Genomic DNA, 11,715 nt, shown 5'->3' on the forward strand with positions numbered 1-11,715 from the left:
TGTACAGTTAACTCCGGAACCAAATGTTTTCCCGTAGTGATTATGTGAATTCTTTTGCGTTCCCTAATCTGGTCAGCGATTGCACTGCAACAGAGGAAGCAAAGTCTCCCGCCATGACAAACGCGCCACGTTTCCCCGAAGAGATGGGGTTTTCCCAAGATAGCAGTCTTGAACGCGACGCCGCGCGTTTGGACGAATGTGTCGGTCGCCTGGCCGAAGCCCGCAAAATGGTTTCATCCATTATATTTGGGCAGAATGAGGCTGTAGAGCAAACACTTATCGGTATTTTATCTGGCGGCCATGTCTTGATGGTTGGTGCGCCGGGGCTTGGGAAATCGTTACTCGCCCATACATTGGGCAAAGTACTGGGCCTTTTGGACAAGCGCATTCAGTTCACCCCTGACCTGATGCCTGCAGATATCCTTGGGTCCGAAGTCCTTGAAGAAGGCACGGATGGCAAACGCGCCTTTCGCTTTATCAAGGGGCCTGTGTTCTGCCAGCTTCTTCTGGCCGATGAAATAAACCGTGCCAGCCCACGAACCCAGTCGGCCCTGCTTCAAGCCATGCAGGAACACGAAGTATCGGTAGCGGGCTATAGTCACAAACTTCCTGAACCGTTCCATGTTCTGGCAACCCAAAACCCGCTCGAGCAGGAAGGCACATATCCATTACCCGAAGCACAGCTTGACCGGTTCTTGCTTGAAGTGCGTCTGGCCTATCCCAATGCGGACGAAGAACGTAAAATCGTCACGGAAACCACCGGGCGCTATCCCACCCGGCCAAGGCAGGTTCTTCAGGCCGATGATCTGGCCGAGGCACAGGATTTTGTCCGCCGCCTGCCGATGCCCGACCGCGTGCTTGATATCATCATTGCATTGTGCCGCGAATGCCGCCCGGAAAGTACATCAATGGTCGATATCCGCGACAATGTTGCATGGGGTCCGGGAACACGTGCCGCCCAATCACTGTCACTAGCCTGCCGGGCACGGGCGATGCTGCATGGCCGGTTTGCGCCATCGATTGAAGATGTCTCTGAACTGGCTGTTCCCATTCTACGCCACCGGTTTGGCCTGACCTATGGTGCGCGTGCCGAAGGATATACTGCAAAAAGCCTGATCACAGATGCCCTCGCCCACCTTCAGGAGAGCTAAGAATTGGCGCTTAATGCCGTGCATGATCATGTTGCTGCTGCCCGTGCGCTGGCGGCACGACTGCCCCAACTGATTGATGAGTCCCGCCGGACAGCCATCAGTCTGCGCGGGGGATTGCATGGCAACCGCAAAGTCGGGCCGGGTAGTGATTTTTGGCAGTTCCGGCCATATGTTCCGGGCGATCCAACCAATCAGATCGATTGGCGCCGTTCAGCACGCAGTGATCATACCTTCATCCGTCAAACGGAATGGCAGGCCAGTCATAATTACTGGATCTGGCCGGTGTTATCGCCGTCGATGTATTGGTCATCTGCACGCGACATTCCAAGCAAGGCCGAACGCACGCTTATCATATCGATTGCCCTGGCCGACCTTTTGGTCCGAAATGGTGAAACTGTTGGCACGTTTGATGTAGAACGTACCCGGGTTACATCCGCCGAACATCTGGAAAAACTGGCACATGCCATGTTGGCCACTCCACCAAGCATCGCCGAGCAAGGCCTGAACATGCACCCGGGACGCAAACATTCTGTTTTGGTTTTGGGCGATTTTCTGGAATTTGCCGATCACGGCACCCAGACACGAAATGCCGTCCGTCATTTGGGCCAATATCAGAATGACGGTGCACTGGTTCATATTCTGGACCCTGCTGAAATCTCGCCGCCGTTTCAGGGACGGGTCAATTTCCTTGATTCCAATGACACCCTGATTTTCAAAAGCGAAAAATTCGAAGACATCGCCGAGGGTTTCAAAAGCCGGGCACAAAAATGGCGGGCCGATGTCCGTGATGCTGCGCGCCAGAACGACTGGCTGTGCGATCGTCACGTCACATCGGAAAGTGCAAGCCCGACCCTTCTGGCACTGTATCAACATCTTAGCGAACGTCAGAACCAAAGCGGGTCAAACGGGCGTGGACGCCCCAACCTGAACCGCCCCATCCCGGACGGTCATAAAACGCAGGAGACGTCATGAGCCTTTCGGCCATCACATTCCTGTATCCGGCGATGCTGGCAGGCCTTATGGTCCTGCCGATTGTCTGGCTGTTAATCCGGTCTGCCCCACGCGCACCAAAGCAAATCACGTTTCCCGCAGCCCGATTGTTGCGCGGCTTAAAAAGCCAGCGCCGGGATGTTCAGCGTGCGCCAATCTGGCAAACCATTCTGCGCTGTCTTATTCTGACCTTGCTGATTGTCGCAGCAGCCCGCCCGGTGATGAACAGAAACGAATTTTCCCAAAACAACGGCGCGATTTTGATCATTGTCGATAATGGCTGGTCGAGTGCATCCGAGTGGTCTCAATACCGCTCGGCCTTGGATCAGATCATCAATAAGGCACGGTTTGATCTGCAATCGGTTTATATCGCGCGCACTGCCCCCGAGGCCGCCGGTGCAACCACGTGGAAGCTGCCCGACATTGTCGGCCCACTTTCGCCTCGCGGGGCGCAAGACCTTATTGGCCGGTTACAACCGCGTCCTTGGGCGGCTGATTATTTTGCCCTGTCTGATCTGATTTCCAATCAACAGGAAATGAACACAACGATTGGCAGTGTACTTTGGCTAAGCGACCAGATGGCAAACCCCGGCAAATCCGAACTTGCCGAGGAGCTTCTTCAAATCGCCCCGATCACGGTGATCGAACCGACGATTAATGATCGGATGGCGGTACGATCCCTGATCCGGTCACGCACTGGCTTGATCGCCACACTTTCCCATAATCGCAGCGACACGGCCCGCACGATCAATCTTCTTGCACGCGGTGAACGTGGATCGGTCCTGTTGCGCCATAACGCCGAAATTGCTGCCGATACTGAACAGACCGAACTGACCGTTCTTTTGCCAAGTGATATCGCCAATGCCATTCAGACCGTCGGCATTGAGGGACGCGAAAGTGCCGCGACGGTGTTTCAAACAGGTGCGCGTTGGCAACAACGTCGCGTGGGTGTGATTGTCAGTTCCGGGGACAGTCCGGCGGTTTTATCGGACCGGTATTTCTTCCTTGATCGGGCGCTGTCCCCCTATGCCGAAGTCATCTATCAGCCGCTTGGCAAATTGCTGGAACAGAAAGTCGATGTTCTGGTGGCAACCGGCCCAATTTCAGGATTGGGCAGCCAACATAAAAACCTTGAAAGATGGGTCAACGACGGCGGCATGCTGGTGCGGTTTGCTGGCGACAGTTCGACAGAAATCGGCAATGAGTTTTTGCCCGTCACCTTGCGTTTGGGCAATCGCGACTTTGGCGGTTCCATGTCGTGGGAAAAGCCAAAGCGATTGCTTGATTTCCCCGAAACCAGTCCGTTTTTTGGCATTACCATTCCACCGGAAATTACCATTACCCGGCAATTGCTGGCCGAACCAGACCCCGACATTCTGAGCAAAACCTGGGCACGTCTGACGGATGGCACCCCCTTGATTACCAGCTCCGCGCAAAATGCCGGACGCCTTGTGCTGTTTCACGTCACCCCATGGGCCGATTGGTCGAACTTGCCGATGTCGGGACTGTTTGTTGAGCTGTGGCAAAGAATCCTTCCACTTGCCAGTCCGAGCAATCCCAACAGTGGTGAACTGCAAACCAGTTTACCGCCGCAATCGGTTCTCGACGGGTTTGGACAGGCCCATCAACCCGATGCGATGATCCTGCCCCTTCGCGCACCACTCGCCACACCGACACCACGTCATCCGCCCGGCATTTACGGCGAAAACGGTCAGGCAATTGCCCTGAACCTTGGCCCGTTTCTGGGATCACTTGCCAATGATGTGACGTGGCCATCCGGGATTGATAAACGCAAAATCACGGATCATAACCAGATTGATCTTGCCGCTTTGTGCCTGATTGGGGCGTTGCTTTTGTTGCTGGTCGATGGGCTTACCTTATTGGCCGTGCATCACGTCAGTCTGCGCCGCAACCGGCAAAGCAATGCGGTGACATCCACCCTCATCGCACTTGCGATGCTTGGCACGTCGACCAGCACGGTGCTGTTGTCATCTACGACCGATGGTAATGCCGCAACCCTTCAGGAAGCAGCCTTGTCGCCCCGACTGGCCTATTTTGAAACCGGGGTTGCACCGGTGGACCGGCTTAGTCAGGCCGGCATGGCGGGATTAACCGAGATCCTGCGTCGACGCAGTGCAGCCGATCTTAGTAGTGTCGACGGGGTCAATCCGGAAACGGACGAACTGAGTTTTTATCCCTTGATCTATTGGCCGCTTGTCGATGGTCAGAAACCGTTTTCTGAACGGGCACGTGACCGGCTGAACAAGTACCTTGAAAACGGGGGAATGATCCTGATCGACAGCCGCGACCGCGAAGTTGAACCCGCCCGGTTGCGGCGTCTTCTGGCCGGGCTTGAAATCCCGATCCTTGACCGTGCACCGGGCGATCACATCGTATTTCGCAGTTTTTATCTGCTTGATCATGCCTATGGCCGGTTTTCGGCCCCCATTTGGCTTGATGCCCGTCCGGATCAGCGTCTGGATGGTGTGGCATCGGTGCTGTTTGGGGGCAATGACTGGGCATCGGCATGGATGTTACCCGAAGGCCGCGAGGAAATGCGCGCCGAGGATATTTCACCAAGACAGCGCGAAATGGCATTTCGGTTTGGTGTTAATCTTGTGATGTATGCGCTTACCGGCAGCTACAAGGGTGATCAGGTGCATTTACCTGCCATCCTTGAAAGGCTTGGCCGATGACCCAAGACTGGCAGAATCTTCAGATATCGCCGTTGCTTGATATCGGTATTTTGCAAATTCTGGCTGTGCTGTGCCTGATTGCGGTGGTGGTTTTTGCCCTGTTTCGGCTGCGCGGCACCATCTGGCGCGGGGTGGTAATGGTGCTTGTGCTGCTTGCACTTTTGGCACCACAGTTTGCCGATCAGGACCGTGAAAAACTGAGCGACATTGTGCTGGTCCTTGTGGATCGCAGTGCAAGTCAGGAAATTGGTGATCGGTCCGAGCAAACCGACGAAACGATCAAGCAACTTCGCGACCGTTTTGCCGGCAATGATACGATTGAACTGCGGTTTGAGGATGTCACAGGCCAATCTGATACCCGCATGTTTGCGGTTGTTGACCGCTTGCTTGGTGGTATTCCCCGTGAACGGCTTGGCGGGATCATGATGATCACCGATGGTCAGGTGCACGATGTGCCCGCCCGCCTTGATCTGGGCGCGCCACTGCATGTGTTGATCTCCGGACATGAAGACGAACACGACAGACGATTGCAAATTCGCCAAAGTGCCGATTACGGCATTGTTGGCAAGGATGCGGAATTCATGGTCGAGGCCATTGATCATGACCTTGCCAAAGGCACACCAATTGCCGTGCGCATGTTGCTTGAAGATGGCACCGAGAAAGAAATCTACCTGCCCGCCAATGAACAACACCGCATCAACATCCCGGTTCCTCATGCTGGACCGGTTCTGGCTGAACTGCGCATGGACGAGATCGAAGATGAAACCGATCAAACCAACAACCGCCTGATCCTTGAAACCACCGGGGTTCGCGACCGGTTGCGGGTACTGTTGCTATCGGGGGAACCCCATCCGGGTGAACGTGCATGGCGTAATCTTTTACGGGCTGATCCGGGGGTTGATCTTGTGCATTTCACCATCCTGCGGCCACCCGAAAAGGGCGATGACACCCCGATCAATGAATTGGCTCTTATTCCTTTTCCCATTCGTGACCTGTTTGAAGTGCGCCTTCGCCAGTTTGATTTGATCATTTTTGATCGTTATCAAATGCGTGGTGTGCTGCCGGCTCATTATCTGGAAAAGGTTGTCGATTACGTAAAATGGGGTGGTGCGGCACTGGTGGTCGCCGGGCCGGAATATATCGGGGCAGACGGGCTTTCGAGTACAGTGCTAAATGACCTGATGCCCGCGGTTGCGACCGGCCGGATTATGGAACAACCGTTTGTGCCGCGCGTGAACGATGCCGGCCGGTTACATCCCGTCACAGCCGCAATTGCCGGCTCGCCAAGCACGCCGCCCAAATGGGGTCGTTGGTACCGGCAAATCGAAACCAGAACATCCGATCCCGATGTCATGACATTGATGACAGGTGCGGATGACATGCCGCTTTTGACCCTTCAAAGGGTCGAAGAAGGCCGGGTTGCGATGCTCAGTTCCGATCAGATGTGGCTTTGGCAGCGCGGTCATGATGGCGGTGGCCCGGTGGCGGAACTTCTGCGCCGGTTATCGCATTGGTTGATGAAAGAACCGGCACTCGATGAAAACACCATCACGACTGTGCGCAGTGCGGATGGTGAAAGCCTGATCCTGAATTGGCGAAAAATTGGGGCAAATCCTGAAATTGGAAGTGTGATCAACCCCGAAACTAGTGAACAGGTAAATGCCGCCTTTGAAAAACAACCCGACCAGACATGGCAGGCGGTTGTTCCCATGGCTGAACGCGGATTGATCCGGGTAAGAGGACGGGACCTTAGTGACCGAACCCAAACGGCCTTGCATGTTGATCGCGACGTCTTGACCGCCGAATCACGCAATACAAATTCCACCCCCGAAATCCTTGCCGGATTGGTTGCGCAAAATGACGGATATATCGGGCGTATTGAAAACGGACTTCCCGATTTCCGTCATATCCCCAGCGACCGGGTCCGGCATGGATTGAACTGGGCTGGTTTCCTGGAAACAGACAGCTATCGCACCATTGTTGGCGGCATCACCAATCTGTTGCCGATTCCGTTGATTGCGCTGTTGATCGGCGCGATTTGTCTGGTTGGCTGGCGGGTAGAAAGTAAATAGGTCGAACCGCCATTTTGTCTTTGGGTCACTGTAACGAACGAATGGGGCCTTTGCCCTGGGCCACATCAGCGCAGGTTTGTTGATGGAACGAACATAATCCGCCCCGGAATTTCTCCACCAGAAAATCGATAAAGACCCGAACCTTTGTCGGCAAATGGCGACGTTCAGGGTAAACCGCGTAAATGCCCCCGCCGCTATCGGCATTAAAGTCCTTTAGGATCGACACCAGACGTCCATCCAAAAGGGCTTGGGCGACAATGAATTCCGGCTCGCGCGCGATACCCAGCCCACGAATTGCCGCGGTCGAGGTAAATTCACCGTTATTGCACGATAAAACCGGATCAACACGTACACTGACCTGTCCGTCCGGTCCGTTGAAATCCCAAATGTTCGGGCTGGGAAGGTTGGTGTAGGACAGTGTTTTATGCTGGGTCAGGTCTTGTGGCGTTTTCGGTTCGCCATGTTCTTGTAAATACGATGGTGCCGCGACGATGTGACTGGAAAAATCAGCCAGCTTGCGCGCGATCAGACTTGAGTCTTTCAGTCTGGTAATACGGATGGCCATATCAACACCTTCGGCGACGAGATCAACCATATGATCGGCCAGATGAATGTCGACATGCAAACCGGGATACTGTTCCATGAACTCTGTGACAAGGGCAGGCAAATACATCTGCCCGAACGTCAGGGGTGCCGATATTCTCAGTGTGCCGCGCGGAGTACCGCGTAAATCGGTCAGGGCATGCTCGGCGGTTTCGATTTCTTCGACCACACGCGCGCAATGCTGATAAAATGTTGATCCGGCATCGGTCAGGCTCAACCGTCTTGTGGTCCGGTTCAAAAGGCGAATGCCAAGATTGTCTTCAAGCTTGGTCACATGTTTGCTGACAGCAGATTTTGACATGCCAAGCTTTCGCGCCGCTCCTGAAAAACTGCGTTCTTCAACCACACGGGCGAAAACAGTCATCGCATCAAGATTTCCGATCAACATTACTTTGCTCCTGCCTGCCGCCAAACTGTTGCCTGTTTGGAAACAAATTAATGTCACATCACCTAATTGTCTTCAACGCGGAAATGACGACAATAGGGACAGGATCGCGTAAAGCAGATCCCCTAAATCCAAAACGACGACGTCGGAGGAACCAAGATGGGACTGTTGGTCGAAGGACGCTGGCAAGATCAGTGGTACGATACCAAAAGCACGGGCGGAAAATTCAAGCGTCAGGATTCTGCGTTTCGCAATTGGCTGTCCAACGATGCCGATGCCCGTTTCCCCGCCGAATCAGGCCGTTACCATCTTTATGTTTCCTATGCCTGCCCGTGGGCGCATCGCGCATTGATCATGCGCGCGCTTAAGGGCCTTGAGGACATGATTTCTGTGTCTGTGGTTCACTGGCATATGGCAGAAAATGGCTGGGAATTTTCGCGCAAAGACGGTTTGGCAGACGATTTGGCCGACCGTGACTTCATGCATCAGGTCTATACCGATGCGAAACCGGACTATACCGGTCGTGTCACCGTGCCGGTCCTTTGGGACAAGAAAACCAACAGCATTGTGAGTAATGAATCGTCCGAGATCATCCGCATGCTAAATAGCGCGTTTGACGATGTTGGAGCAAAGCCCGGCAACTATTACCCGGAAGATTTGCGTGGCGAAATCGACCAAGTAAATGAACGCGTGTATCACGAGATCAACAACGGCGTTTACAAATCCGGCTTTGCCACAACACAGTCTGCCTATGAAGACGCCGCCAAGACGCTTTTTAATGCGCTGGACTGGATTGAAGACCGTTTATCAACCCAGCCCTACCTTGCGGGTGATCGCCTCACAGAGGCCGATTGGCGGCTGTTTACGACGCTGGTGCGGTTTGATCCGGTCTATCACGGGCATTTCAAATGCAATCTGCGGATGCTGCGCGATTATCCAAACCTTTGGAACTATACCCGTGCGCTCTATCAACATCCCGGGATCAAAGAAACGGTCCATTTTGACCATATCAAAAACCACTATTACCAAAGCCATCCGACCATAAACCCGCACGGCGTGGTGCCAATTGGGCCGGCTCTTGATTTCGATGCGCCCCATGACCGCGACAGGTTCAAAGCTTTATAACAGCCCCAAGCAGTCATGTGATGGTTGTCATCAGACAAACAAAAAACCCCGCAGCACTGCTGCGGGGTTTTTAAATCCGTAAAACGGAAAATCTTAGTTCAGGCGACCCTTGATTTCCGCGATCGCGTTATCAACCAGTTCGTCAGCCTTGGCACCAGAAACCTTGTCAGAAACAAGGGCCATAGTCGCCTTGGTTGCGATTTCGGCGACATGCGCACGAACTTCGGCAACCGCCTGGCTTTCGAGATTGGAGATACGTTCCAGAGCCTGCTGTTCACGGCGCTTAAGTGCCGCTTTGAGCTCAGCCTGGGCGCTTTCCAGCATACGGTCGGCTTCAGCCTTGGCATGCGCGCGGATCTCGTCAGCTTCCTTCAGGGCTTCGCGTTGTTTGGCCTGATAATTGGCCAGAAGCTCCTGAGCTTCTTCGCGAAGACGCTGAGCTTCGTCAATGTCGTCGGAAATCTTCTTTGCACGTTTATCAAGTGCAGCAGAGATCCCTTTGACGGCTTTGAACCCGCCAAACCCAACGACCAAAACGAACGAAAGCGTGGTCCATGTGTATGGATCGGTAAGGAAAGTAACCTCATGGGTTGCCATTATCTTACTCTCCTACAATAGCCGAAACAGCCTTGTCGGCAGTTTTGGCCTGAACCTTGACGCCGATAAGTTTGTCGGTTGCTTCGCGGGCGATTTCAGAGGCTGCTTCCGCAACACCTTTCATCGCATCCGTTTTGGCATCCACAATTGCCTTTTCGGCATCAGATGTCTTTTTAGACAGCTTCTTGACCAGTGCTTCGGTTTTTTTAGCCTGCTCTGCAGCAGCCTTTTCCGAAGCTTCACGAATGTCTGCTTGCGCAGCATCACGAGCTTCTGCCAAAGCAGCCTCGTACTTCGCGATGGCGGCATCGGTTTCGTCTTTCAACGCCCGAGCCTTGCCAAGATTGTCTTCGATGTTCTTTTGACGGCGTTCAAGAACTTCACCAACTTTTGGCAGCGCAATTTTCGACATCAGGAAATACAAGATGGTGAAAATAACAAACAGCCAGAAAATCTGTTCTGAGAACGTCGCAATATCAAACTGCGGCATAGCCTACTCCCGAATTCAACGACACCGGCGAGGGCGTTCCTCGCCGGGCCGAGTATTCGCTCAAAAGGCGCCGATTATACGAAGAGAACGATCAGCGCAACGACAAGTGCGAAAAGCGCAATAGCTTCGGTAACGGCAAAGCCGATCCAGCCATAAAGTTCTACATCAGCTTTGGCAGCCGGGTTACGGCCAACAGTGGCAATCAGGCTTGACCAGATGTTACCGACACCGATACCGGCACCAATCATACCAATAGCAGCCAGGCCAGCACCGATCATCTTTGCAGCATCGAGTTCCATAACTTCACCCTTTCGAATTTCTTAAAGGCAATCAGAAGAGATCACACCAAACCACACACATCAGTGCATGTGGATTGCATCATGGAGATAGATGCAGGTGAGAATTGTGAACACATAAGCCTGAAGCGCAGCAATGCCGAACTCCAGAACAGTAATCCCCGTCAGAAGAGCAAACGGAAGCACGCCAAGAATGCCAATCAGGCCGACGAACCCACCGATAACCTTCAGCATGATGTGGCCAACTGTCATATTAGCAAACAGTCGGATCGCCAAGCTGAACGGACGAGAGAAATAGGAGATGATTTCAATCGGGATCAAAATGATCGCGGTCGCAATCGGCGCGCCTTCCGGGAAGAACATCCGGAAGTAATGCGTACCATGACGCATGAAGCCGATGACCGTCACGCCAATGAAAATCACCAGAGCCAGCGCGAAGTTAACCGCGATGTGGCTCGTAAAAGTAAAGCTGTGCGGGATCATGCCAAGCAGGTTCCCGAACATCACAAACATGAAAAGCGTGAAAATGAACGGGAAATACTTACGTCCCGCACTTCCAACGTTGTCTTTGAGCATATTGGCGACGAATTCATACATCACCTCGGCAGCACCCTGCCAGCGTCCAGGAACCAATGCACCACGACGCATAGACATCGTCATGAAGCACGTTACCAGAACGGCTGCGATCACCATCCAAAGTGCGGAGTTGGTGAAGGAAACGTCAATACCGCCAACCGAAAGATCGGCCAATGGTTTGATTTCAAACTGCTCTAGCGGTCCAGCCACCGTAATCCTCGCTCAATATTATAAGGTTTCGAGGTTAATCCTCGTCGCCCTGCTTGCTGCGCTCCCTCATCGCACGCCCAAGTCCGACAGCACTGTCGTACCCTTTGGCAACGCGATAAGCGTTTAAACCTCCAGCCCCTGCTCCGAGAAAGACAAACAGAACAATAAGCCAAGGCGTCGTATCAAGCACCCGATCCAGCGCCCAGCCAATCAGCAAACCAACAAGAACCGCAGCGATCATTTCCGCCGAAATCCTCATGCCGATTGCCATCCCTTGGGATGGTTTACCAGTCGCCCGGTTCGGGCTGTGCTTTTCTTCGCGTTTGTGCGCGACTGCCGAAAGCTTCGTCTCAAGCTCTTCTAATGAAGCGCGATCTTTGTCATCGCTCATTGTCGTGAACCCCGCTTTAGCAGCCTTGCAAACGTCGCAAGGAAATGCGCGGGCAACATACTTAGCACCCCATGGGCTGTCAAGCTGTAAAACCCCACCCGACAGGGCACTCAATAAGTCACTTAAGTATCTG

The 11,715-nt window shown here is 53.5% G+C and carries 11 protein-coding genes; 5 read left to right on the forward strand and 6 right to left on the reverse strand.

The genetic code is table 11. The features are described from left to right. Positions 1 to 113: 113 nt before the first annotated feature. The 4 genes from K355_RS0107895 to K355_RS0107910 are packed head-to-tail and all read left to right on the forward strand — an operon-like array spanning position 114 to position 6,909. Positions 114 to 1,151, forward strand: a complete 1,038-nt coding sequence (locus K355_RS0107895; protein ID WP_022731582.1) for an AAA family ATPase — start codon at positions 114 to 116, stop codon at positions 1,149 to 1,151. A 3-nt stretch (positions 1,152 to 1,154) separates the two neighbouring features. Beyond that, positions 1,155 to 2,123 (forward strand): DUF58 domain-containing protein, encoded by a 969-nt coding sequence (locus tag K355_RS23470; RefSeq protein ID WP_022731583.1) that lies wholly within the window; start codon positions 1,155 to 1,157, stop codon positions 2,121 to 2,123. Next, positions 2,120 to 4,837: a DUF4159 domain-containing protein gene (locus K355_RS0107905; RefSeq protein WP_022731584.1), complete on the forward strand. Its 2,718-nt coding sequence runs from the start codon at positions 2,120 to 2,122 to the stop codon at positions 4,835 to 4,837. The genes K355_RS23470 and K355_RS0107905 overlap by 4 nt, the downstream gene beginning before the upstream one ends. Next, entirely contained in the window at positions 4,834 to 6,909 is a 2,076-nt protein-coding gene (locus K355_RS0107910; RefSeq protein WP_022731585.1) for a hypothetical protein, read from the forward strand. The genes K355_RS0107905 and K355_RS0107910 overlap by 4 nt, the downstream gene beginning before the upstream one ends. A gap of 25 nt (positions 6,910 to 6,934) precedes the next feature. Here K355_RS0107910 and K355_RS0107915 read toward each other — a convergent pair whose 3' ends face one another. After that, positions 6,935 to 7,900: a LysR family transcriptional regulator gene (locus K355_RS0107915; protein ID WP_022731586.1), complete on the reverse strand. Its 966-nt coding sequence runs from the start codon at positions 7,898 to 7,900 to the stop codon at positions 6,935 to 6,937. Positions 7,901 to 8,056: 156 nt separating this feature from the next. Here K355_RS0107915 and K355_RS0107920 point away from each other — a divergent pair, with 156 nt between their 5' ends. Next, a complete protein-coding gene (locus tag K355_RS0107920; RefSeq protein ID WP_022731587.1) occupies positions 8,057 to 9,022 on the forward strand; it encodes a glutathione S-transferase family protein in 966 nt (321 codons plus the stop codon). Positions 9,023 to 9,115: 93 nt separating this feature from the next. On the opposite strand, the gene K355_RS0107925 is transcribed toward K355_RS0107920, so the two are convergent. The 5 genes from K355_RS0107925 to K355_RS26050 all read right to left on the reverse strand — a co-directional run bounded on the left by K355_RS0107925 (position 9,116) and on the right by K355_RS26050 (position 11,582). Further along, a complete protein-coding gene (locus K355_RS0107925; RefSeq protein WP_022731588.1) occupies positions 9,116 to 9,619 on the reverse strand; it encodes a F0F1 ATP synthase subunit B family protein in 504 nt (167 codons plus the stop codon). A gap of 4 nt (positions 9,620 to 9,623) precedes the next feature. Continuing rightward, entirely contained in the window at positions 9,624 to 10,109 is a 486-nt protein-coding gene (locus tag K355_RS0107930) for a F0F1 ATP synthase subunit B family protein (RefSeq protein ID WP_022731589.1), read from the reverse strand. A gap of 74 nt (positions 10,110 to 10,183) precedes the next feature. Next, positions 10,184 to 10,408, reverse strand: coding sequence for a F0F1 ATP synthase subunit C (locus K355_RS0107935; RefSeq protein ID WP_022731590.1), 225 nt, complete (start codon positions 10,406 to 10,408; stop codon positions 10,184 to 10,186). Positions 10,409 to 10,468: 60 nt separating this feature from the next. Beyond that, a complete protein-coding gene (locus K355_RS0107940) occupies positions 10,469 to 11,191 on the reverse strand; it encodes a F0F1 ATP synthase subunit A (RefSeq protein WP_022731591.1) in 723 nt (240 codons plus the stop codon). Positions 11,192 to 11,225: 34 nt separating this feature from the next. Then, positions 11,226 to 11,582: an AtpZ/AtpI family protein gene (locus tag K355_RS26050; RefSeq protein ID WP_028791436.1), complete on the reverse strand. Its 357-nt coding sequence runs from the start codon at positions 11,580 to 11,582 to the stop codon at positions 11,226 to 11,228. Between the last annotated feature and the right edge of the window lie 133 nt (positions 11,583 to 11,715).

Origin of the sequence: Thalassospira lucentensis MCCC 1A00383 = DSM 14000, from assembly GCF_000421265.1 — a bacterium.
Lineage (GTDB): Bacteria > Pseudomonadota > Alphaproteobacteria > Rhodospirillales > Thalassospiraceae > Thalassospira > Thalassospira lucentensis.

Coding starts and splice junctions, on each gene's coding strand:
- K355_RS0107895 (WP_022731582.1), top strand. CDS start 114: ATGACAAACGCGCCACGTTTCCCCGAAGAGATGGGGTTTTCCCAAGAT.
- K355_RS0107925 (WP_022731588.1), bottom strand. CDS start 9,619: ATGGCAACCCATGAGGTTACTTTCCTTACCGATCCATACACATGGACC.
- K355_RS0107920 (WP_022731587.1), top strand. CDS start 8,057: ATGGGACTGTTGGTCGAAGGACGCTGGCAAGATCAGTGGTACGATACC.
- K355_RS0107935 (WP_022731590.1), bottom strand. CDS start 10,408: ATGGAACTCGATGCTGCAAAGATGATCGGTGCTGGCCTGGCTGCTATT.
- K355_RS0107915 (WP_022731586.1), bottom strand. CDS start 7,900: ATGTTGATCGGAAATCTTGATGCGATGACTGTTTTCGCCCGTGTGGTT.
- K355_RS0107910 (WP_022731585.1), top strand. CDS start 4,834: ATGACCCAAGACTGGCAGAATCTTCAGATATCGCCGTTGCTTGATATC.
- K355_RS0107905 (WP_022731584.1), top strand. CDS start 2,120: ATGAGCCTTTCGGCCATCACATTCCTGTATCCGGCGATGCTGGCAGGC.
- K355_RS26050 (WP_028791436.1), bottom strand. CDS start 11,582: ATGAGCGATGACAAAGATCGCGCTTCATTAGAAGAGCTTGAGACGAAG.
- K355_RS0107930 (WP_022731589.1), bottom strand. CDS start 10,109: ATGCCGCAGTTTGATATTGCGACGTTCTCAGAACAGATTTTCTGGCTG.